Consider the following 23,653-nt stretch of genomic DNA (forward strand, 5'->3'; position numbering starts at 1 on the left):
CCAAACGTGACAAGCCGGATAAAGGCAGCCTGCCAAACCTACTGTCGACAATCGTCGCGAAAGGTATACCGATGCAAGTCAAAGCTATAACCCTGCTCACTGCGGCGATAAGCGCCGCGTTCATTATCTCCGGATGCAAGGAGGCGGTGCCTTCCGGCGCAGCTGCCAAACCGCCTGGCGTTCCGGTGGCCGAAGTCGTCGTGCGCCCGATAACGCCTTTTGTGGAATTCACCGGATCGCTTACCGCGGTCAAGCGGGTTGAACTTCGCCCACGGGTCGCGGGCTATCTCCAGGAGGTTACCGTGCCCGAGGGGCGCTTGGTTAATCAAGGAGACCCGCTCTTTCTCATTGATCCTCGGGAGTTCGTAGCCGCAGTGAACGTTGCCAAAGCACGCCTACGCGAGGCTGAAGCGGCATCGCTACTCGCCAAGGCGGAATATACACGAGCCGAGAAACTGTTCGCGCAAAAGGTCGTCGCGCGAGCATTTCTTGATACCGCCACCGCCGCAGTGAACGCAGGCAAAGCCCAGGTGGATGCCTCCAAAGCCGCGCTGGATGCTGCGCAACTGGATTTGAGTTTCACCCGCGTCACCGCCCCCATCAGCGGACGTGTCGGCCAAACCCTGGTCACCGAAGGTAACTATGTTGCCAGCGGTGTGACTCCGTTGACGACTATCGTCTCGATCAATCCGCTGCATGTCTATTTTGATGTCGACGAACGCACTTATTTACGTTCGCTAGCCGCTGACAGAACCAATAAAACCTCAGAGGCGGCCAAGGTAACCAAAGTCATGGTGGCGCTGATCGCCGACAAGACCTACTCGCGGCCCGGCCGTGTCGATTTCCTCGCCAACTCTGCCGATCGCAGTACCGGAACGGTGCGGGTACGTGCGGTGGTGGACAATCCTGATGGGCAATTAACCCCCGGTCTGTTCGCCAAAGTCAAATTGGAGACCGGCGCACCGCAGCCCAAGGTGCTGGTTTCTGACCTGTCGATTGGCACCGACCAGGGCAGCCGCTATGTGCTGGTCGTTGGCAAAGACGATACAACAGAATACCGGCCGGTCGAACTTGGCCCGATAGCCGATGGAATGCGGGTGATCGAACAAGGTCTGCAAGCGGGCGAGCGCATCGTCGTCAAGGGATTGGTTCGTCCAGGGATGCAGATTACGCCACAGTCCGCGGCGATTGACGGTACGCCTATTGCGCTGCCGCAAACCTCAGGAGGCGCGCAATGAGCTTTCCACGTTTCTTCATCGATCGGCCGATCTTTGCCATCGTGCTCTCGGTGCTGATGGTGTTGGTTGGCACCGTTGCCTTCTTCCAATTACCGCTCAGTGAGTATCCGGCCGTGACGCCGCCAACCGTGCAGGTAACCGCCTCTTATCCGGGCGCCAACCCCAAGGTGATCGCTGAAACGGTGGCCGCGCCGCTCGAACAGGCAATCACCGGGGTAGAGGGCATGTTGTACATGTCGTCGCAGTCGGCCACTGATGGCCGGATGATCCTGACCGTAACTTTCGCCCAGGGAACCAATGCCGATATGGCGCAGGTTCAGGTGCAAAACCGGGTCGCCCGTGCGTTGCCGCGTTTGCCTGAGGAAGTACAACGCCAGGGGGTGGTTACACAGAAAACCTCGCCAGACATTCTGATGGTGGTGCACCTGCTATCGCCAGATAAGCGTTACGATCCGTTGTATATCTCCAATTTCGCCTACCTGCAGGTGCGCGACGAGTTATCCCGTATTCCGGGGATCAGCGACGTGCTGGTTTGGGGAGCGGGTGAATACAGCATGCGGCTGTGGCTCGATCCAAACCTGATCGCAGCACGGGGGCTGACGGCTGGCGACGTGATAGCCGCGGTACGTGAGCAGAACGTACAGGTGGCGGCGGGTTCGGTCGGCCAGGCTCCTAACTCTACCGCCGCCTTCCAGGTGACGGTGAACACCCTCGGGCGGTTGACCGATGAAGAACAGTTCGGCGATATCATCATTCGCACCGGTATTGATGGCCAGGTGACACGCCTACGGGATGTCGCCCGCATCGAGATGGGTGCAGATGCCTACGCTTTGCGCAGCCTGCTTGACGGTGAGCCCGCCGTGGCACTGCAAATCATTCAAAGCCCGGGAGCCAACGCGCTGGACGTTTCGCAGGCAGTGCGGGCCACCATGCAGCGGCTTGAAGGCAACTTTCCGGCCGGGCTCAGTTCACGCATCGCCTATGATCCGACGGTGTTTGTTCGGGCTTCACTGGAATCGGTAGCTACCACGCTGTTGGAGGCAATCTTCCTGGTGGTGATCGTGGTGGTGCTGTTCCTGCGCAACTGGCGGGCTTCGCTGATCCCGCTGATGGCCGTGCCGGTATCACTTATCGGTACCTTCGCCGTAATGCATCTGATGGGGTTCTCGCTCAACACCTTGTCGCTGTTTGGTTTGGTGCTATCGATTGGTATCGTAGTCGACGATGCGATCGTGGTGGTGGAAAACGTCGAGCGGCATATCGAAAATGGTGAAGATCCCCCGCAAGCCGCCAGGAAGGCGATGGACGAGGTCACCGGGCCGATTATCGCCATCACCTCGGTGCTCGCCGCAGTGTTTATCCCTACCGCCTTCCTCAGCGGTTTACAAGGCGAGTTTTATCAACAGTTTGCGCTCACTATTGCCATCTCGACCATTCTGTCGGCGGTGAATTCGCTCACGCTCAGCCCGGCGCTTGCCGGTCTCCTGTTGCGGCCACGTAAGGTGGGGATCACTCATGATCCTCGCAGCCTGCGTGGTCGTGTCGAACGGAGGTTTGAGCGGTTGGCCAAGCCTTTCCAACGCGCACCGGACGCCTATGGCAACACGGTCCGCAAGGTTGTGCGGGTCAGCGGCCTGGCTCTGGTGGTTTACGCTGGGCTGCTTGCGCTGACCTTCTTCGGCTTCAAGGCCGTACCGCCGGGCTTTGTCCCCATGCAGGATAAATATTATCTGGTTGGCATTGCCCAGCTTCCCAACTCCGCATCACTGGATCGCACCGAGGCCGTCGTTAAGCAGATGTCGAAGATCGCACTGGCGGAACCCGGTGTTGAAAGCGTTGTGGCATTCCCGGGGCTTTCAATCAACGGTTTTGTTAACGTGCCAAATGCCGCCGTGATGTTCGTGATGCTCGACCCATTTAAAGATCGCACCACGGACGACCTCAGCGCGATGGCAATCGCCGGGCGCTTACAGGCCAAATTCGCCAGCATCCCCGACGGTTTCCTTGGCGTATTTCCGCCACCACCGGTGCCAGGACTGGGTGCTACTGGCGGTTTCAAAATGCAGGTTGAAGATCGCGGTGGTGCCGGGCTGGATGCGCTGGTTCAGCAAACTCAGCTCCTGATGCAGAAAGCCAGCGGAACGGGGCAGGTGGCCGGGCTGCTCACCAGCCTTGACGTCAATGCACCGCAGCTCGACGTCAGTATCGACCGCACCAAGGCGATGAGCCAAGGCGTTCGTCTGGCGGACGTTTTTGAGGCACTCCAGGTGTATCTCGGCTCGCTGTATGTCAACGACTTCAACCGCTTCGGCCGCACCTACAAAGTCACGGCTCAGGCCGATGCAGATCACCGCATGCAAGCTGAAGCCATTGGTCGGCTACAAGTGCGCAATGCGGCCGGGGAAATGCTGCCGCTGTCAGCGTTTGTCACCGTTACGCCAAGTTCCGGCCCGGATCGTGTGATGCATTATAACGGTTACCCCTCGGCGGATATCTCCGGCGGTGCTATGCCGGGCGTCAGTTCCGGACAGGCGGTGGCGCTGATGGAGCAACTGGCGCAGGAGGTGCTACCTGAAGGCATGAGCTTCGAATGGACCGATCTCACCTACCAGCAAAAGCTGGCCGGAGACTCGGCGCTGTTTATCTTCCCACTCTGTGTGCTGCTCGCTTATCTGATCCTCGCCGCGCAGTACAACAGCTGGCTGCTGCCCCTGGCGGTATTGCTGATCGTACCGATGTGTCTGCTGAGTGCGATCGTGGGTATCTGGTTGGTGGGGGGAGACAACAACGTGTTCGTTCAGATTGGGCTGATCGTGTTGGTGGGACTGGCTGCCAAGAACGCCATTCTTATCGTTGAGTTTGCACGCAGCCTCGAAGCCAAAGGCTCGAGCGCACTTGAGGCGGTTATCGAGGCTTGTCGACTGCGGTTACGGCCGATCCTGATGACCTCGCTGGCCTTTATTGTTGGCGTGGTTCCGCTGGTGTTGGCCAGTGGCGCAGGGGCGGAAATGCGCCACTCCATGGGCATTGCGGTGTTTGCGGGCATGATCGGCGTGACGCTGTTTGGTTTGTTCCTGACCCCGGTCTTTTATGTGGTGATGCGTGGTCTTGCCGCCCGCATCGAGCATTATCGCTCAGCATCAAAACAACGCATCAAGGGGAGCCAGCCATGAGAGATCGCTATCAAACTGTGCTGCTTCCTCTGAGTGCGCTGTTCTTGCTGGCCGGATGCTCGGCGGTGGGTCCTGACTATGCACCACCCTTGTCGCCGCTGCCGACCAACTTTGGTGAGCCAACTGCCGGGCTCGGCTCTGGGGCCGTCGAGGTTGAGTGGTGGCGTACTTTCGACGATCCGGCGCTAACGGCCTTGATCCAGCAGGCATTGGCAGCGAACCATGATATTGGCATCGCGGCCATGCGGCTGGAAGAGGCCAAGGCCATGCTGCGGGAAGATCGCCAGAGCTTCCTGCCCAACGGCGGCCCCGCTCTTAGCTATGAGAACCGCCGTTGGGGAGAAGTGGAAATTTCACCCGACCAGCCGCGGCAACATGAAAGCTATCGCGGAGCCATCGATGCCGCTTGGGAACTCGATCTGTTTGGGCGCGTGCGGCGTTCGGTGGAAGCTGCGCAGGCGCAAGCTGGCTCCCGCGAGGCGTTACTGCGTGAAGTGCAGGTGAGCGTCATTGCCACGGTGGCCGCTACCTGGTTCGAATTGCGCGGTCTCGAGGCCGAAATTGCCGTTGTAACCGACATCAGCCAGAGCCAGCGTGAAAGCCTGAAGCTGGTTGAACAGCAGGTCAACGCCGGTTCAGCCAGCGAGTTTGACCGACTGCGTGCCGAGGCGCTGTTACGTAATGTTGAGGTGGCCATGCCTGAGTTGGAACGCCGTCGGGCGGCAAGCATCAACGTATTGGCCATCCTCCTCGGCACAGTACCTCAGTCGTTCAGGCCGCCAGCAATTGTGCCGTTGGATGATTCGTTGGCTGTGCGAACCATCGCCGTGGGCGATCCCGTATCGCTCCTCTCGCGGCGTGCCGACATCGTGGCGGCGGAACGGGACCTTGCTGCGGCTACCGCCCAGATTGGCGTCGAGACGGCTGCGCTCTATCCCGAGATCCAGGTGCAGGGATCGCTCGGCTTTGTAGCAGGGAATCTTGATGCGTTGAACGGTGCCGAGGCGCTTTCAGGCTTTATCTTGCCGGTGATTCGCTGGTCGCTGCTGGATATTGGCCGCACGCGCGCCCGGATCGCCGCCAGTGAAGCCCGCAGCAAACAGGCCTTGATCGGCTATGACCAGGCCGTGTTGCGCGCCTTGCAGGAAACGGATAATGCCTTTAAAGCCTATGGCGCTGCGGGCAGCACGCTTGAGTTGCGCCTGCTAGAGTCTGCGGCCAATCGCGAAGCAGCGCGTCTGCTCCAGGTGCGATTTGCCGAAGGTGACGGTCTCTATCTGGAGGTGCTCGATGCCGAACGAGCTCACTTTGCCAGCCAGCGCGCGCTGGTCGTCGCACGGACTAACCAGCAGCTTACTATTGTCAGCATCTATAAGGCGTTGGGCGGCGGTTGGGAAGTCTGTACTCAGACGGAACGCAATTGTAATGGGGCCAGCGGTATAGCCAATTCCCCCCTACAGAACTGATTGCTAACAGGCCTTGACCTTCCCCTGGTGGGAAGGTTTAAGCTTTTTGTTACCGAAACTTCCCAGGAGTAGAGCCATGGCTTCCGTTTCCCTCCCATCAGGTTCCAATCAAGCGGCTCGTCTGAGCCTGCCGGTCGAAGGAATGACCTGTGCATCGTGCGTTGGCCGTGTTGAGCGCGCACTAAAAGCCGTTCCCGGCGTGCAAACGGCCACGGTCAATCTTGCCACCGAGCGGGCAGATGTCACCTTCAGCGGCGTGGCCGATCCACAAGCGGCCGTTAGTGCTATCGAGAGCGCCGGTTACGCTGTACGAGAAGAGACCACTGAACTGGCGATCGAAGAGATGACCTGCGCATCCTGCGTCGGAAGAGTTGAGAAGGCGTTGACGCAACTTCCAGGCGTCCTCTCAGCCAGCGTCAACCTGGCGACCGAGCGTGCGCGGGTACGGCACCTCGCCGGGGTTGTCTCCACCGCTGACCTTGAAGCGGCGGTTGTGCAGGCGGGTTACAAGGCCCGTCGTTTGTCTGCTGAAACGGAGAATGTAAACGATCAGGATACCGAACGCCGCGAGAATGAAGCGCGTGGCTTGCGCCGCTCTTTGCTGATTGCGGGCATTCTCACTTTGCCGGTCTTTATCCTTGAGATGGGCTCGCACCTTATTCCTCCGATGCACCATTGGGTGCAGGGCGTTTTGGGTGAACAGACGAGCTGGTATATACAGTTTGTACTCGCCACCCTGGTGTTGTTCGGCCCGGGCCTGCGCTTTTTCCGTAAAGGTATCCCGGCGTTGCTGCGTGGGGCTCCCGATATGAACTCGCTGGTGTCGGTGGGTACGGCAGCGGCGTACGGCTATTCGGTGGTGGCGACATTCATTCCCGAGGTACTGCCTAAGGGAACCGCTAACGTCTACTTCGAAGCCGCCGCCGTCATCGTGACCTTGATCCTGCTTGGGCGCACGTTGGAGGCTCGCGCCAAGGGGCGAACGTCGCAGGCCATCAAACGGCTGGTCGGGCTTCAAGCCAAGACCGCGCGCGTTGAACGCAACGGCGATACCGTTGAGATCCCGCTTGATCAGGTGACCACCGGTGACGTGGTGTTCGTTCGTCCAGGGGAGAAGATCCCAGTCGATGGCGAGGTCGTCGAGGGGGCATCTTATGTGGATGAGAGCATGATCACCGGTGAACCGTTACCCGTATCGAAGGACGTAGGCGCTGCCGTTGTGGGGGGCACCATCAACAAGACCGGTGCTTTCAGCTTCCACGTCACCAAGGTCGGGGCCAATACGGTGCTGGCGCAGATCATACGCCTGGTTGAGGAAGCGCAGGGCTCCAAGCTGCCGATCCAGGCGCTGGTCGATAAGGTGACCATGTGGTTCGTACCGGCAGTGATGGCTGCCGCCGCGCTGACCTTCCTGGTCTGGCTGATCTTTGGCCCGGAACCGGCGCTGACCTTTGCGTTGGTGAATGCAGTTGCGGTACTGATTATCGCTTGCCCGTGCGCCATGGGGCTGGCTACGCCGACATCAATTATGGTCGGTACCGGGCGTGCAGCTGAACTTGGCGTGTTGTTCCGCAAGGGGGAAGCTTTGCAGGCGCTGCGTGACGTGAGCGTTATCGCCCTCGACAAGACCGGCACCTTGACCAAAGGACGCCCAGAACTCACCGATCTCGTTCCCGCTAAAGGTTTTGAGTACAGCGAAGTGCTGGCTCTGGTGGCGGCGGTTGAAGCCCGCTCTGAGCACCCGATCGCCGAAGCGATTGTGCTGGCCGCCAAACAGCAAGGCATCACGCTAGCCCTCGTTGAAGGCTTCGACGCCGTGCCGGGCTTTGGCGTAACGGCCAAGGTTGATGGCAGGATGATCTCAGTAGGTGCGGATCGGTTCATGACGCAGCTTGGTCTTGATGTGGCGAGCTTCAAATCTGCCGCCCAACGTCTGGGCGAACAGGGTAAGAGCCCGCTCTATGCCGCTATCGACGGTCGTTTAGCGGCGGTGATTGCGGTTGCCGATCCGATCAAGGAAACCACGCCAGAGGCTATTAAGGCGCTGCACGCGCTGGGCCTCAAAGTGGCGATGATCACCGGCGACAATGCGGCAACGGCGGCAGCGATCGCCAAACAGCTCGGTATTGATGAAGTTGCGGCAGAGGTGTTGCCCGATGGCAAGGTTGCTGCGCTGAAAAAGTTCCGGGTCAACGGGGCGCGAGTGGCCTTTGTGGGGGACGGTATCAACGATGCCCCGGCGTTGGCGGAAGCGGACGTTGGGCTGGCCATCGGTACCGGTACGGATGTGGCTATCGAGGCGGCCGACGTGGTGCTGATGTCTGGCGACCTGCGCGGGGTGCCGAACGCTATCGCGCTTAGCCAGGCGACGATCCGCAACATCAAACAGAACCTGTTCTGGGCCTTTGCCTACAACGCGGTGCTGATCCCGGTGGCGGCGGGCGCGCTTTATCCGTTGAACGGCACCTTGCTTTCGCCGATCTTCGCGGCGGCAGCGATGGCGCTTTCAAGCGTCTTTGTACTCGGCAACGCGCTGCGCCTGAAGCGCTTCCAGGCTCCGATGACGGTTGAGGCCTCCAGCAGAACGGCGGAAAGCGGGGCGGAGATTATCCCCGTTACCGCAAGTAAATGACCGATGTCGGGCCATGGTGATACCCCTCACCCTAACCCTCTCCCACAGGGAGAGGGGACCGACCGTGCTACAACTGGATTCAAGTGTTCACCTTAGCTCCGGAGCTTCGAGGCTCTATAAGTTGGCCTCCATACCTGAACGCAACTCCGTATCAGCTACCTCTCCTTGGGAAGAGCGGACCTGACGTTCTACAACTGGATTCAAGTGTTCACCTTAGCTCCGAAGTTTCGAGGCTGTGTAAGTTGGTCTCCACACCTGACCGCAGCTCCGTATCAACTCCCTCTCCTTGGGGAGAGGGTTGGGGTGAGGGAGACCAGTAACAATAACGCTAACTGTAGCCCTATGAAGGAGTTAACGATGAATATCGGTCAAGCAGCCAAATCCTCCGGCGTTTCAGCCAAAATGATCCGTTACTACGAACAGATCGGTTTGATCCCCAAGGCCATACGCTCGGATGCGGGCTACCGCCATTACAGCGCTTCGGACGTACATAGCCTGCGCTTTATCCGCCGCTCACGCGACCTTGGGTTTTCTGTTGAGCAGATCTCGGCGCTGTTGGTGCTGTGGAACGACCGGGACCGCGCCAGCGCCGACGTCAAAGAAATGGCGCTTTCCCACGTCGCGCGGCTAAAAGCCAAGAGCGCTGAACTGCAGGCGATGGCGCAAACCCTCGAGTTCCTGGCCGATCACTGCCACGGTAATGACCGCCCAGACTGCCCGATCCTGGCTGATTTAGCCGAGCCAACCGCAGTAACGACAGTGCCAAATAAGGCACCAAAGTTCGGTGTTGCGTCAGGTGTGCTGAAACGCGGGGAAAAGGGGTTTGCCGTTGTAGCGAAAGAGAAAATTTTGCAGAAAAACCTTTGACCTTGCCACGCTGGCAAACCTCATAGTGATCTAACACCAACCCGATGGAGATCAATATGCATCATTTCACTGTTCCCAATATGACCTGCGGCGGCTGCGCCAAATCCGTCACCAAGGCGCTACTGGGCGTTGACCCACAGGCCCGTATCGAAACCAATCCGGCGGCAGGTGAGGTAAAGGTCGACAGCACTTTGGCAGCAAGCGAGTTACTTGCGGTACTTGGCAAAGCGGGTTACCCGGCCCGACATATCTGAACAGCAAAGGAGATCCTGATATGAAACCTGTCAAAATGGCCATCGCCGCACTCGCGTTGGCAACGTTTTCTTTCTCTGTCATGGCGGCCACGCTGGTTGACGTTGCGCCTGCCAATCAGCAGAAAATCGGCGTGATTAGCGCCTGTTCAAGTAGCAACAGCCTGAGCAGCCTCCAGCGTGAACTGGAGAATAAGGCTAAAGCAGCAGGCGCAAGTGCCTATCGCATTATCGGCGCTTCCGGCAACAACCGTATGTGCGGTACGGCCGAGATTTACCACTGATTGTTGTCCCAAGAGAAGCCGCTAGATGCGGCTTCACTATCCTGCATTTTGATTCCACGCTGACTATCGCAACTATTTTCTTATTGCGCTTCTTCGGCGAACTTCACCACTTTTTCATTAGGCGTATTAGGATGCAGGCAGGGCTGGATTCTGGGCAACCTCTTGCCTCAACGCCTCATATGGGCACTGGCTGAATAAGTTGAGGATCTCTACCGGGGTCAAAGGGCTGAGTGCCAGCGAACGGTTAAACTGGAACAGGCTGCTAGCAGTGTCGTACAAATTCGTTTCAGAAGCCGGAAATTCAGCATAGCCAAAGGTGCGGAACGGCGGCGTTTTATCGCGCACTTGAGGACACCTATCCGCGAGTTGTTCCACCCAACGAGAAAAGATTGGCCAATCTATGATGTTATCTTCCGCCAGTGCTGCCATACCGGCAAAGCACTCCTCGGTAAACACGTAGGGATGCTGCGCCAGCTTTTGCCATACGAGTCGGGCGCCTGTGCTCGGATTTGGATTAAGGAAAAACTGCCGGTTATGAGCCAGCCTGCTCAGGACAAACAGATCCATCGATTGGCTAAGCTGGGTCAATACATGGCTGGAAATGGCGCGTTCCGCCAGCTCACCTCTAACCCAGACATTGGCGTCGTCCAGTAGCTCCATCATCAACGCTTCATCTTCATGATAGCGAGAAACCAGCCGGCACCTGACCAAATGAGAAGGATCTTTGGTCAGTGACTGCAACAGGGCCTGAGAGGGATTAACCAGCCGGATAATCATATTTTCACGCACGGTTTCATCCGGATGATAAATAGCAAAATTTGCCCAGCACGCTGGCCAACCTGGGTTGTTATCCAGCTTATCGAGGATCGGGCCAATCGGATCCATAAAATAGTCGGAGTAAACTTTGTCCGCAGCCCGGTCATGGTCTGCTCTTGAGGCTATTGGTCGACTGGCAAGCCCCTCAATCAGCGTTGGATAGTGGGAACTTAACGCCTCCCAAGCCAATGCTTCGCTGGCATATTGCCATGGCTGCCAACGCCAGACCAACTCTGGCCAGATCATGCAGGGCACGATAAACGGCTGCTTGCTTTGCTGGGCAACCTGAGTTTTCACATCCAGCGACAATGCGGGAAGCACATCTAGCAAAACCTGAGTCGCAGTATCTTGCGCATTAGCGACGGCTTTTAAAAAACGGTCTGGGAACGCCGCCCAACCGTGTTCAATCAGCAGCGCCGCAAAATCAGGCGTGTTGAGGAGCTTATTGACAGTGTTACTGCGGGCTTGGCTTAAGTCTGAGATGTCCATGGATCGCTGCTTTTGATTATTCCTTCAATGGGAGGAATATTATCCTATTCACGTTGAGGTCGATAGGCTCCGCCCCTCCCATATCGGTATTAAGCCATGGATTTCGATATCCAAACTGACCCCAGTAAGTCGGGATTGATCAGTGCGACTTCATTCATACCCGCGTTGTCCACGCGAGACAGCCAGTATCTTCCATAAACCCATCATCTGAAGGCTGGAGAAGAGACTCGTTTTGGGGCCGAACAATCACTAACGAACAATTGTGAAACCTACGTAAACAATAACCTTGTGATAGCTCATTATTTTCGATCTTGCCGCTTGATTTTCCATGCATTACTGGCAATCTTGATACATTAGTAACATTACAGGATTGGAAGCCGCGTGCAGGATGCTGGGATCTGAGGGCGGTAGCGTGTGTGATGAAGAGGTATGTGCCACGATTATGGAGAATGTGTGCCATTTTCGGCCAGTAATTAAGGATTATAAAAAATAATTTCTCAGATAAACTATTTTTCAGATTATGGAATTAACAACAAAGGATTAATATGAAACCAAATTATTGGACTGAGAGAAAAAGAAGCTATGATGAAGATTATCCAGTTAAAGAATTTAACTCTAGTACTGATGATAGCCAGTTTCAAAGAGATAGAGCTAGGGTAATTCACTCTGCCGCATTTAGACGTTTGCAGACAAAAACCCAAATATTAAATCTTGGGGAGAGCGATTTTTACCGTACAAGATTGACTCACTCTCTAGAAGTAGCACAGATAGGGTCAGCTATTTGTGAGCGACTAAATGATAAATACTCTAAGGATGAGACTATTCTCAAATGGATTCCATCATTAAGTCTAATCGAAGCAATTGGATTGAGTCATGATATTGGCCATCCTCCATTTGGTCATGGTGGCGAAGTCGCCCTTAATTATTCGATGATAGGTTCAGGAGGGTTTGAAGGTAATGGCCAAACATTAAGAATTGTAAGTAGACTTGGGGAGTATTCACCTAATCATGGCATGGATTTAACAAGGCGAACGCTTTTAGGGTTAATAAAATACCCATCACCATATGGTAAAGTTAAAAACTATAAATTAAAGAAAGAAAACCTATCCATTACTCCTTTGAACCTTGATAAGTGGCACCCGCCGAAATGTTACCTCGACGATGAAATTGATATTTTCAATTGGATTCTAAAGGGATTGCCATTAGATGATATTAAATTGTTCACCACAATTGGAATTAATTTAGACAAGCATCATAAAACTTGTTATAAATCTTTTGATACTACAATTATGGAACTGGCTGATGATATATCCTACGGAGTTCATGACTTAGAGGATGGCATAGCATTAGGGCTAATAACAAAAGATATGTGGATGAATGATGTCGTGTCAAACATCACACAATATAGTAATAGTGATATTCTCAAAGATATTGCTTTTTACAACGAAAAACTTTTTTCCGATTTAGGGAAAAACAGAAAACATGCAATAAGTAAGTTGATCGGCTACTTTATTTCATCTGTTTTCATAGATGAGTTAAGCGATTTTTCAACACATTTACTAAGATTGCAAGCCAAATTAACCCCAGACAGCAAAGAAATATTGGGGATTTTAAAAGATTTCGTCATGACGAGGGTAATTAAAGCACCAGAGATACAAGTTTTGGAGTATAAAGGCCAACAAATTGTATTGAAGCTTTTTGATGTATTACGTGAAAACCCTAATCGTCTTTTACCCAAAAGCACCCTCCTTCATTATAAAAACTCTGAAAATAAAGATCGGATATTATGTGACTATATTTCAGGGATGACCGACACTTACGCCACAAAACTATACCACAAGTTATTCACTCCTAGCATAGGATCGATTTTTGATAGGCTTTAACATGGTGAATTAATTCTTTGATATATTATTCAAAATGAATAAGGTAAGCATAATAAATAACAACGTAATCAGATATGGATAACTGACGATTATATCTGTTCTTGGTTACAACTCAACTAGCCATATGACACCCCCTTATGGTGTAATGTGTAAGCCAACACATTATACCACGCCGTGTTGCGTTTTCTGAACAGAAGGACTCGGCCAGCATGAAGGCAACAAATGTAACAGAGTAGGGAAGGTGATTCCTAGCTGGGATATCTTCCCTAATCAATACATAATCGGAGATGAAAATATGGAATCTGAAAGTTCTTTTATCGCAAGACAGTTAAGGTTTTTTACTGCGACCCTCTATGCACAGATTAAGCTCAGTACACGAGATGGTTTAACCGATTTAGCAAAAAATCAGGAAGTTTCTTTACTTTCCTTAATCAACCTGGTTTATGAGTCTGATTTTATAGATTTAAACACAGATAGGAAAAATTTCCCTGGTGTAGATTATGGTAGCCTTTCTATGAAGACGGGTCTCCAAATGACGGCAACAGTAACAAAGAAAAAATTTCAAGATACTTTTGACACTCATACTAATAATGCTGTTTTGAAACAAAACTACCCCAACATTTGGTTCTTCTTGTTAACTGTTGAACCTGTTAAACCATCGATAAAACTTCCCTCATCTAATATCGAATACATTACATTATTTGATATGGTTAGTGAGGTTCTTAAAAAAAGTACTCACTTTCAGAAATCTTTCCTTGATTCATTAAAAAACGAATACAGCCGATATTTTGCAACTAATCCAGCTCAAGGGAATTCTTTTTCTATACCTGTTGGAATTCCGGTCCCGACTGACCTTATGGTGTTCAACGAATTGGTTTCTACTCAAGAATGGTTTCCTGATAACCCCGGTGAAGGGTATCTTAAGGTTTTCAACTTGATTGATAGATTCCATAAGCAGCTCAGCAAATGCACTCGTCAAGCGAGAGAGATTCTTGTTTCCACGATTAAACTGGCGTCACCGCCTACTTCTCAAAATGAAAAGATTATTGTCTATGCTGATGCGGTCTTGGGCAGCCTTAACATTGATGAAGAAAATATCTCATCTTTTGAATATCATTACAATTTTCTTGAGTTAAACGATCTTGTTGAAAAACTAGATGATTTTCAGGATATGTATACGGTGGGAGAAGATGTATACATAAAGAACAGAGTGCAGTTCGTGTTGAACTATGGAACTTATGAGCCAGAATTAAATCTGTTTTCCGCCTTGCTCATTTTCTATTTAAATCGACATAATATTAACGATTTTGAGAATGCTTTTTTGAATTGCGATTTTTCTAAGCTTTCAGATAGTCTTTGTTAACTTGCATTGTAATCGAGTTGAAGATATAACCGATTTATGCTTGCAGCGCCGTACTGCTGGCCAGTTTGCAGCAACACTTTAGCAATAAGTTCGTCGCTAACTTTCAATGAATGGGGAACAAGTCACGTCATCGTTTTCAGAACGGGCAGGCATTACAGGCTTTGATCAACTCTTCGCTAATAGGATGAACAAAATGCAACTCACTGGCGTGCAGCATCAGTCGCGGTGTCCGTTCTGTGCCTGGCTGCAGGAGGCCGCCATACAGGTCGCAGCCCAAAATAGGGTGGCCCAACTGCTGGCAGTGAATGCGCAATTGATGGGTGCGCCCGGTCTCCGGGGTTAGCTCTACACGCGTCAAAGGCAGTAACGTCCCGTCTGCCATCTCGTGATACAAGCGCTCAACGACACGATAACGCGAACGAGCAGGTTTACCGTGGATTGAGCAAATCGACATCAGCGGGAACAGAGCCGGGTCTTTGGCAATCGCAGCGTCTATCACCCCGTTGTTGTCGACCAGATGTCCGCAGAGCAGTGCGCTGTAAACTTTGGACACGGTGCGCTGGCTGAACTGTTGGCAGAGGGCGGCATTGATAGCCTTATTGCGGGCAACCACCATCAGGCCGGAAGTGCCGAAATCAAGGCGGTGGACGAGGGTGCAGCCGGGGAATATCTGTACCAACCGATGATGCACCGAATCGAGATTTTGCGGAGCCTTCCCCGAGAGGCTGAGCAGCCCGGTGGGCTTATTGATAAGCACCAGGTGATCGTCCTGATAAAGGATCTCTATCTCGTTATGGCACGGCGGGGCAATAAAGGTATCGAAAATCGTAGACATCAGGCTGCCGGATGGGGAGTGGGGGTGGATAATAACGAATTTTCAGCCGGCTGGCGAATCTGGCTGTTAGCCTAATGGAGCAACGGTAATTCTTGATGAAAGTGATACTTGTACGACACGCGCAAACCGAATGGAATCAGCGCGGCATTATCCAGGGGCATATGGATAGTCCGGTGACCAAACGGGGTGTGCTCGAGACATCAGCGTTACTGGCAGCCTTAACAGACGCCGCTTACCCTACAGATGGTGTCTACGCATCTCCCCTTGGTCGTGCCTGGCAGATGGGGCAGGCACTGGCGGACAGTTTTCTCTGCCCGTTGGTTGCGGAACCCGCACTGAAAGAGCAGGGATTCGGTCATTATGAAGGGATGACTCGGGTGCAAATACAATCTGACCATCCCAATGAAGCAGAATCGCTATTTGCACGAGACGCGCAGTTTTGTCCCCCAGGTGGCGAGTCGCTGACGCAGGCTTCTCAGCGAGTTATCCGTTTTTTGCACAACCAACAAGCGGTAGCTGCACACCAGACAATATGCATAGTGTCTCATGGCCAAGTCAGCCAGGGAGTTCTGGCCTTGCTCAAAGAGGGAAGGATCGACAATTTTCCCCGTTATGCTCAACCGAACGCGAGCTACTCTGTTTTAGACCTGGTTGGGGATAAATGCGTTACTCTCCGATGGGGGATCGCGACACATTTACTTAAGCTGTTGTGATTCGTCTTGACTGCTCCACGCCCCGAAGGACGAGGATCCCCACTTCAACGAGCCGAACCTAAGCCGCGTGCTGCGATTCAGGGCAGTGCCAATGACGAATTTCAAGAGGCATTTTTCCATGAACGGCTACAGCGTTTTGAGGTCGGGAAAAACGGCTCGATAGCGACAACGCTACGCCCCGCACATTCGCCTTTGTACAATGGTTATCACCCAAGCCATTAGAAAAACTTTTAACTGATGCTAAATTTTACCGTTTGCCGCCCAACATCAAATTCTACAGACTAAGCGCGTCTGATCGCACTTTTAACCCTCAATTACGGAACTAGCAATGTTGAAAAAATCCCTATCCTGTGTGCTGTTGCTCGCCACCTCAGGTTCAGTGTTTGCAGCACCGCAAACGGAAAAACAGATAGCCGACATTGTGAATCGCACCGTTGCACCATTGATCAAAGAGCAGGGCATTCCCGGTATGGCGGTGGCGGTGATTTATCAGGGCCAGCCTTACTACTTCACCTGGGGATTGGCAGACGTTGCCGGCAAGCAGCCCGTCACCCAGCAAACCTTATTCGAGCTGGGTTCGGTCAGTAAAACGTTTACCGGGGTACTGGGTGGGGACGCCATTGCTCGCGGTGAAATCAACCTTGACGATCCGGCGAGCAAGTTCTGGCCAGCGCTGTCGGGCAAGCAATGGCAAGGGATCACTTTGCTGCATCTGGCAACCTATACCGCCGGTGGCTTGCCGCTGCAGATACCAGATAACGTTACCGATGAAGCATCGCTGCAGAATTACTATCAAACCTGGCAACCGCAGTGGGCTCCGGGTAGCAAGCGCCTTTATTCGAACGCCAGTATTGGCCTGTTCGGTGCGCTGATGATCAAACCCTCTGGCATGAGTTTTGACCAGGCGATGACCAAACGTGTGTTCCAACCGTTGAAGCTATCGCAAACCTGGATAAACGTGCCACAGCAGGAAGAGAAGCACTACGCCTGGGGCTATCGTGATGGGAAGGCGGTTCGCGTTTCTCCGGGCATGTTTGATGCCGAAGCCTACGGCGTGAAGTCGTCGGTAGAGGACATGGCAAGCTGGGTGCAGGCCAACATGACGCCTGCCAAAGTAAAGGATACCTCGTTGCAGAAGGGGATTACGCTTGCCCAGTCGCGCTACTGGCATGCCGGTGATATGTATCAGGGGCTGGGTTGGGAAATGCTGAACTGGCCGGTTAAAGCGAAAACCGTAGTCGAGGGTAGCGATAATAAAAACGCACTGGCATCGTTGAGCGTCACAAAAATCACTCCGCCAGCGCCACTGTCAAGCGCCTCCTGGGTACATAAAACCGGCTCAACCGGCGGGTTTGGCAGCTACGTAGCCTTCATTCCTCAACAGGATCTCGGTATCGTGATGCTGGCGAACAAAAATTATCCTAACCCGGTGCGGGTTGAGGCGGCATACCACATTCTTGAAGCGTTGCAGAAGTAATTGGCTGACGGGCGAAGCCCTATATTGTGAGCCCGGCAGTTTCAGGGGGCATATTGCCCCCTGAATCTCTCAACTACCCCAACGACTTTTCAGGTAACTGACGGCCTGCTGGGTCTGTGGTTGATTGAGATAGTTCTCTCTGAACAGGATCGTGCCTTTAATTTGCGATACCGACTCGTTCAAATCCAGCTGCTTTTGTAGTTCCAGCACGCCACCGTTGATCATCCAATCTGGTTCGTTTTTTGACGGAATACCCACCTTGTACAGCGCAACGCCGATATAAAGATGAGTATTGGTGGAGGCCACTACATTCGCCCACCATTTGGCGAGCACATCATAACGGGCTGCGTCGCGCGCGAAGGGCCAATACAGCTGCGGGGCAATGTAATCCAGCAGCCCAAGCTGTACCCAACTGCGGGTGTCGGCATAAGATTCATCATATGCCGCAGCACCTCGCGTATTGGAACCCGCCGCATCGTGTGAGTGGTTACGCCATACGCCAGAAGGGCTGACACCAAATTCAACGTCGGGCTTCAACTTCTTGATAGTCCGAGAAACTTGCCCAACCAATTGCTTGGTATTGTCTCGCCGCCAGTCCGCTTTGGAGACAAAATGTTGGCCATACCTTTTGAAGGTCTGGCTGTCGTTGAGAACGGACCCAGGGGACTCCGCATAGAAATAATCATCAAATTGCACACCGTCAATATCATAATTGGCAACCACCTCCGCCACGATGCTGGCGATCCAGTCCCGCACCTCCGGGATACCTGGGTCGAGCACAAATCGATCGCCTGCGGTGCGGATCCAGTCGTGGTGCAGCACATAGACGCTGGCTGGCTGCTGCGACAATGTGCGGTTCAGCTTATCAATGGTTGCTGGCTTGGTGTTAACGGACACCCGGTAGGGGTTAAACCAGGCATGGACTTTCATGCCACGCTTGTGTGCTTCATCCAACATAAACTGCAGCGGATCATAGCCGGGATCATCACCAATATTTCCCGTCAGTACATCTGACCATGGCAAAATTTTTGATGCCCAGAGGGCAGTGCCATCAGGTTTAACCTGGAAAAAAACGGTGTTGACCCCCAACGTCTGCAGTTTATCCAGCTTGCTTTTCAGCGCTTCCTGCTGTTGGCGAATGCGGATGGTTGGGCTGCTGGTATTGATCGATGTCTCTGGTGGCCAGTCCAGGCGGGAAACCGTTGCCAGCCAGACGCCGCGCACCGGTTCCTGGCTTTGCCGTGATTTATCAGGTAGTGGCTGTTTTGCCACCGAAGGCAACGGAGTGACTAAGGATTTCGCTGGTTCGGAGGTGCAACTGGCCAGTGAAAGCACACCGGCAAAAAGCACGCCTAGCTGTTTAACTTTGGTAACGCGATGAGAACAGGCGATGATTCGCTCCGGTAATATAAGTGGGCGCAGCATGCGGCACCCCAACACAATCTTGTTATTCTCGTATTATTCGCATGTTAGTCAATACCAGCAGGCCAGATTGATCGGGTAGGGGGCTGAGCATGCTCTGCACTAGCGAGCCGGTCGCACTTCAAATTCCGTGGTTTCTATCGATTGGAGTCACAGGAGCCGCGTATTATCATAGTGATACAATCAGTCTCCTTTTGATAATTACGGGCGATATCATCACCTCTTTATTCCTCACTCCGCTATTTTTTTTCGATTTACCTCACATAACCAAGTCTTAAATACCGCTTTTTAGATAGATGGCATATCCATTGCTTTATTCAGTTATCTTTCCTTGCTAGTGGAGACCGAATAACATGGATACATTGCTTGTTGGCAGTGAAGTGCCCCGCGTTGATGGGCTCGCCAAGGTGACGGGTAAAGCCGTCTACGGCGATGACATCAAAATGAATAATATGCTGTATGGCGTCTGCCGCTACGTGGATATTGCCGCTGGCCGCATCGACTCTCTCGACCTGTCGGAAGCGGAAAAAGTCCCCGGCGTCGTGCGTATTGCCACCTGGAATGATATTCCCGGGCAGCGCAAACTGGGGGCGATTGTTCTCGATCATCCGCCCATTATCGATAATGAAATCGCCTATCGCGGCGACGTGGTTGCCGTTGTGGCGGCGGAATCCTATGAGGCCGCCTGCATCGCGGTTGATAAGATACAAATCGTCTATACTCCCTGGGAGCCGATTACCTCTCCGGAAGAGGCCATGAAGCCGGGGGCGCGCCTCATTCACAGCGAACTCGACAGCAACATCATCAACCGCCACCACACGGCGAAGGGCGATATTGACGCCGGCTTTGCCGCCTCCACCCACATCTTTGAGCGTGAGTATGAGGTGGGTTTTCAGGAGCACGGCTACATTGAGCCGGAGTCCATCACCGCTTATCTGGATGATAATGAGCAGATCATGACCATCGAGGGATCGATTCAGAACGCGCACCGCACCCGCGCCGTGATCGCCAAATACCTCGATCTGCCCCAGTCGAAAGTGAACGTCAAGCGCTCGATTCTTGGCGGATCCTTCGGCGGTAAAGATGACATTATCGATAACGTCTCCTGTCGTGCGGCGCTACTGGTACACCTCACCGGGCGCCCGGTGAAAATCTCCTATAACCGCGAACAGTCCATGCGCGAGAGCTACAAGCGCCATCCCTACAAGATGAAATACCGCATTGGCCTGGATGACGACGCGCGCATTCAGGCTATCAAGATTGACATCGTCGCCGACGGTGGCAGCTACTGCGGCCAGACGGTCTTCGTTACCTGGCGCAGCTCCGTGCAGGCGGCCGGTCCATACAATATTCCTAACGTGCGCGTCGATCTGGTTGGTGTTTACACTAACAATAACTACACCTCCGCTTATCGCGGCTACGGCGCCCCGCAGGTTATCTTCGCCAACGAATCCCTGATGGATGAAGTCGCTGCCGAGATGGGGCTATCGCCAGTCGAGCTTCGCCTGCGCAACATTCTCAAGCAGGGCGACACCAGCATGGCAGGACAGGTGTTCAGCGAGCATACAGTCTCCGCACAGGAGGTGTTGGAGAAGTCGCTGGTAAAGGCCGAATATGAGGCCAAACGCAAACACTATAAGCAACTCAACGCCAAGGGTGGCCCAATCCGCTACGGTATCGGCTTCGCGCTGAGCCACCGCGGCTGCTCTCTCGGCGCTGAAGGTCTGGACTCCTCCTCGGCGCTGATTCAGGTCAACGCCGACGCCAGCGTCAACATCTCCACCTCTGTCTCCGAGAACGGTCAGGGGTTGCAGACCACCATGTCACTGCTGGCTGCTGAGGCGTTCGGTATCGGACTGGACCGCGTGATGTTCAGCGAACCGGCGACCGCCATGATCGCCGACGGCGGCTCAACGGTTGCCTCCCGCGGCACCCTGATGGGTGGACAGGCGATCCTCAGTGCGGCCAACAAAATTAAAAAAAGCATGGCGGATGCCATCAAAGTCACGTTGAAAGTCGACGATATCGACGATATCGTCTGGCAAAATGGCAAAGTGTTCAACCGCCATAATCCGGCTTTGAGCCTCAGCTTCCAGCAGGTGTGCGATATGACCAAAGCCACCGGGGCAAACCTCTCCGCGTATGGCTGGCACGTAGCGCCAAATATTCACTGGGATGAAGAGAAAGGCTGCGGTAGCCCGTATTTCACCTGGGTTTACGGTTGTCAGGTGGCCGACGTGGCGGTGGATATGCGTACCGGTAAAGTAACGGTTAACAACGTCGTGGCCACCCATGATGTGGGTAAAGTGATTAACCCGGTCGGCTTTACCGGTCAGGTTTATGGCGGTGTGCTGCAGGGGATGATTGGCTACGGCATGCTGGAGGATTTCAACACCGAGCACGGCGTGGTGAAATCTGAAAACTTTGACACCTATCTGCTGCCGACAATTAAAGATATGCCGCACATAGATGTGATTGCGGTCGAAAACCATGACAAAGCTGGCCCGATGGGCGCGAAAGTCATCGGCGAGCCGGTGCTAGAGTTGGGCGCAGCGGCCCTCAACAACGCGGTGAGCTTCGCCATCGAGCGTCATAACCGCACTCTGCCGCTGACCCTGGAGCAGGTTCGTCTGGGCTACAACCTCAAGAAACCAGAGCGTCAGAGCGAGCAGATGCTGGAGTCGGGCGATAAGAAGCAGGTTCATCGCCTTAACTCCCTTTCGCTGAGCATGCCGCAAACTCTGAAGCAGGCGTTGACCCTGATGGCAGATCAGAGCTTTATGCCGATCGCTGGCGGTACCGACGTGCTGGTGCAGGCCAGAATGCAGTCCGGCGATGTGCCGCTGGTCAACATAGCTGGGCTGCAGGAGCTGAAAGAGATCGTTGACGTCGACGGCGGGGTCTCCATCGGTTCGGGCGTCTGCTTCACCGATCTGGTTAAGCATCCGCTGATTCAGCAACGCTACCCGCTGCTGGTCACTGCCTGTAAAACCGTCGGTTCCCTACAGCTGCGCAATCGCGCCACTATTGGTGGCAATATCGTCAACGCCGCACCTTGTGCGGACTCCATGCCACCGCTGATTATCTATGATGCAGAAGTAGAGCTGTGCAGCGTGCGCGGTACGCGCCGGATGCTGGTCAGCGAGTTTGTCACCGGCGGTTATCGCACCCTCCTGGAGCCTGATGAGCTGGTGACGCGGTTCATTATTCCAGCCCCGATGAAGCAGCCGCTGATCAATCGCTATCTGCAGTTGGGTCGTCGCAATGCGCTGAACATCACCCGTCAGAGCTTAACGGGCCAATTCCTGGTCGATAACGGCATTGTTCGCCTGTGTCGGCTGGTAGATGGCGCGCTAATGGCTAAACCGCAGCGCTTGCTGGAGGTTGAGCAGGCGGTTACTGACAAGACGTTGAACGCCGAGACCATCGAACACGCTGCCCGGGTGCTTCACGGCCAGGTGGAAAACGCTATTGGTGGGCGCTGGTCTGCACCTTACAAAATCCCCGTATTTATCGATATGTTCCGGCAGATGCTGCAGGAAGTGATGACAGAGCAGAAAAAATAAGGAGCCATGACCATGAACCATATTGAGCTAAAAGTGAATGGCATCCGCGTTGCCCGTGATGTTGAAGACAATTTACGCCTGATCGATTTTCTGCGTGAGGACCTGAAGTTAACAGGGACCAAAGAAGGCTGCTCCGTGGGCGAGTGCGGAGCCTGTACCGTGATCATGGACGGAAAATCCGTCTGCTCCTGCCTGCTGCTGGCAGCGCAGTGCAACGGGGCGGAGGTCACTACCGTCGAAGCGCTGCACCAGGATCCGGTCGGTAAAAAACTGCAAAATGCTTTTGTTCGTCACGGCGGGGTTCAGTGCGGCTTCTGTACTCCCGGCGTATTGATGAGCACCAAGGCGCTGCTGGATACCAACCCGTCCCCGAGCGACGATGAGCTCAAGGAAGCGCTGGAGGGGAACCTCTGCCGTTGTACTGGGTATCAGCCCATCATTACCTCCATTAAAGCGGTTCTGAAAGCCTGATCGCCCGTAAACGCCCCGTCGATTACCGACGGTGGCGTTTTATTCGGATACAGGGGGAATATCACCATGAGCAAAAAAATGAATAAAGAGTGCGTCATGCTGGCTGCTGGGCTCTCCAGCCGCATGGGTAAATGGAAAATGACGATGCCGTGGGGGGAAGGGACTCTCCTTGATAGCGCTCTCGCCAGCGCTCTGACGTTCTGCGATCGGGTGGTGCTGGTGACGGGGTTTCGCGGTGATGAGCTAGCTGCCTGCTATCAGGATCATCCGGCCATCGATGTGGTGTTTAACCCTGATTATCAGACCGGAATGTTCTCTTCTATTCAGTGCGGTGTCAGCCATATCCGGTCCTCGCGCTTCTTTCTTGCGCTGGGCGATATGCCAGAGGTAACGCCCGGGGTCTACCGCAAATTGTGGGCCTGCACCGATCCAGAGACCTGCTTCATTCCGGCTTACGAGCGGGGAAAAGGTCATCCGGTCCTGCTTCCGCAGTACGCCATTACGCTTATTCGCAGCGCTGCGGAAGGTACCACCCTCCGGGATGTGATTGGCCAGATGGCGATGCGCATTGTGCCGGTGGATGCTCAGGGTATTCACTGGGATGTTGACACCCAGCAACAGTATCAGCAGGTTGCACGCTTGAGCCAGGAACTGGTTGATGCAGGATAGCGTCGTCGGGGAGGGGGTGAGAAGAGACAAGTTCGCCC

The 23,653-nt window shown here is 53.9% G+C and carries 17 protein-coding genes; 14 read left to right on the forward strand and 3 right to left on the reverse strand.

Annotated features, from left to right (window positions below; translation table 11 throughout):
* The first annotated feature begins 71 nt into the window (after window positions 1-71).
* From ABIE29_RS09035 to bhsA, 7 genes are all read left to right on the forward strand, one after another.
* A complete protein-coding gene (locus ABIE29_RS09035) occupies window positions 72-1,238 on the forward strand; it encodes an efflux RND transporter periplasmic adaptor subunit (protein ID WP_429618108.1) in 1,167 nt (388 codons plus the stop codon).
* On the forward strand, window positions 1,235-4,411 hold the full coding sequence (locus ABIE29_RS09040) for an efflux RND transporter permease subunit (protein WP_429618110.1): 3,177 nt from the start codon (window positions 1,235-1,237) through the stop codon (window positions 4,409-4,411). Before ABIE29_RS09035 ends, ABIE29_RS09040 begins: the two co-directional genes overlap by 4 nt.
* The gene (locus ABIE29_RS09045; RefSeq protein WP_429618111.1) at window positions 4,408-5,877 is read left to right on the forward strand and encodes an efflux transporter outer membrane subunit; all 1,470 of its coding nucleotides are present in this window, start codon (window positions 4,408-4,410) and stop codon (window positions 5,875-5,877) included. Before ABIE29_RS09040 ends, ABIE29_RS09045 begins: the two co-directional genes overlap by 4 nt.
* A gap of 76 nt (window positions 5,878-5,953) precedes the next feature.
* Window positions 5,954-8,509 carry a heavy metal translocating P-type ATPase gene (locus ABIE29_RS09050; RefSeq protein ID WP_429618112.1) on the forward strand — a complete coding sequence of 852 codons (2,556 nt, stop codon included), beginning with the start codon at window positions 5,954-5,956 and terminating at the stop codon, window positions 8,507-8,509.
* 357 nt (window positions 8,510-8,866) lie between these two features.
* The gene (cueR, locus tag ABIE29_RS09055) at window positions 8,867-9,376 is read left to right on the forward strand and encodes a Cu(I)-responsive transcriptional regulator (RefSeq protein ID WP_429618114.1); all 510 of its coding nucleotides are present in this window, start codon (window positions 8,867-8,869) and stop codon (window positions 9,374-9,376) included.
* A gap of 56 nt (window positions 9,377-9,432) precedes the next feature.
* A complete protein-coding gene (locus ABIE29_RS09060; protein ID WP_065684934.1) occupies window positions 9,433-9,630 on the forward strand; it encodes a heavy-metal-associated domain-containing protein in 198 nt (65 codons plus the stop codon).
* A gap of 20 nt (window positions 9,631-9,650) precedes the next feature.
* Complete coding sequence (gene bhsA / locus ABIE29_RS09065) at window positions 9,651-9,911, forward strand: multiple stress resistance protein BhsA (RefSeq protein WP_429618115.1); 261 nt, start codon at window positions 9,651-9,653, stop codon at window positions 9,909-9,911.
* A 126-nt stretch (window positions 9,912-10,037) separates the two neighbouring features.
* On the opposite strand, the gene ABIE29_RS09070 is transcribed toward bhsA, so the two are convergent.
* Window positions 10,038-11,216: a hypothetical protein gene (locus ABIE29_RS09070; RefSeq protein ID WP_429618117.1), complete on the reverse strand. Its 1,179-nt coding sequence runs from the start codon at window positions 11,214-11,216 to the stop codon at window positions 10,038-10,040.
* Window positions 11,217-11,761: 545 nt separating this feature from the next.
* Between ABIE29_RS09070 and ABIE29_RS09075 the strand changes: the two genes are divergently transcribed.
* Window positions 11,762-13,099 carry an anti-phage deoxyguanosine triphosphatase gene (locus ABIE29_RS09075; RefSeq protein ID WP_429618119.1) on the forward strand — a complete coding sequence of 446 codons (1,338 nt, stop codon included), beginning with the start codon at window positions 11,762-11,764 and terminating at the stop codon, window positions 13,097-13,099.
* A gap of 295 nt (window positions 13,100-13,394) precedes the next feature.
* Complete coding sequence (locus ABIE29_RS09080; RefSeq protein ID WP_429618121.1) at window positions 13,395-14,462, forward strand: SMEK domain-containing protein; 1,068 nt, start codon at window positions 13,395-13,397, stop codon at window positions 14,460-14,462.
* A 136-nt stretch (window positions 14,463-14,598) separates the two neighbouring features.
* Here the strand turns inward: ABIE29_RS09080 and ABIE29_RS09085 are convergent, their stop codons facing one another.
* Window positions 14,599-15,297, reverse strand: a complete 699-nt coding sequence (locus ABIE29_RS09085) for an RluA family pseudouridine synthase (protein ID WP_429618123.1) — start codon at window positions 15,295-15,297, stop codon at window positions 14,599-14,601.
* A gap of 95 nt (window positions 15,298-15,392) precedes the next feature.
* Between ABIE29_RS09085 and ABIE29_RS09090 the strand changes: the two genes are divergently transcribed.
* Together ABIE29_RS09090 and blaSFDC are read left to right on the forward strand one after the other, a co-directional pair.
* Window positions 15,393-16,010, forward strand: a complete 618-nt coding sequence (locus tag ABIE29_RS09090) for a histidine phosphatase family protein (RefSeq protein ID WP_429618125.1) — start codon at window positions 15,393-15,395, stop codon at window positions 16,008-16,010.
* Window positions 16,011-16,338: 328 nt separating this feature from the next.
* Complete coding sequence (blaSFDC, locus tag ABIE29_RS09095; protein WP_429618127.1) at window positions 16,339-17,487, forward strand: SFDC family class C beta-lactamase; 1,149 nt, start codon at window positions 16,339-16,341, stop codon at window positions 17,485-17,487.
* Between the two features lie 69 nt (window positions 17,488-17,556).
* Here the strand turns inward: blaSFDC and ABIE29_RS09100 are convergent, their stop codons facing one another.
* Window positions 17,557-18,912, reverse strand: coding sequence for a glycoside hydrolase family 10 protein (locus ABIE29_RS09100; protein ID WP_429618129.1), 1,356 nt, complete (start codon window positions 18,910-18,912; stop codon window positions 17,557-17,559).
* A gap of 350 nt (window positions 18,913-19,262) precedes the next feature.
* Between ABIE29_RS09100 and ABIE29_RS09105 the strand changes: the two genes are divergently transcribed.
* The 3 genes from ABIE29_RS09105 to ABIE29_RS09115 all read left to right on the forward strand — a co-directional run bounded on the left by ABIE29_RS09105 (window position 19,263) and on the right by ABIE29_RS09115 (window position 23,615).
* The gene (locus tag ABIE29_RS09105; protein WP_429618131.1) at window positions 19,263-22,475 is read left to right on the forward strand and encodes a molybdopterin cofactor-binding domain-containing protein; all 3,213 of its coding nucleotides are present in this window, start codon (window positions 19,263-19,265) and stop codon (window positions 22,473-22,475) included.
* A gap of 12 nt (window positions 22,476-22,487) precedes the next feature.
* Window positions 22,488-22,946, forward strand: a complete 459-nt coding sequence (locus ABIE29_RS09110) for a (2Fe-2S)-binding protein (RefSeq protein ID WP_429618133.1) — start codon at window positions 22,488-22,490, stop codon at window positions 22,944-22,946.
* Window positions 22,947-23,012: 66 nt separating this feature from the next.
* Window positions 23,013-23,615, forward strand: coding sequence for a nucleotidyltransferase family protein (locus ABIE29_RS09115; RefSeq protein ID WP_429618135.1), 603 nt, complete (start codon window positions 23,013-23,015; stop codon window positions 23,613-23,615).
* The last annotated feature ends 38 nt before the right edge of the window (window positions 23,616-23,653 follow it).

The organism is Serratia sp. 2723, from assembly GCF_050434425.1.
Classification (GTDB): domain Bacteria; phylum Pseudomonadota; class Gammaproteobacteria; order Enterobacterales; family Enterobacteriaceae; genus Chania.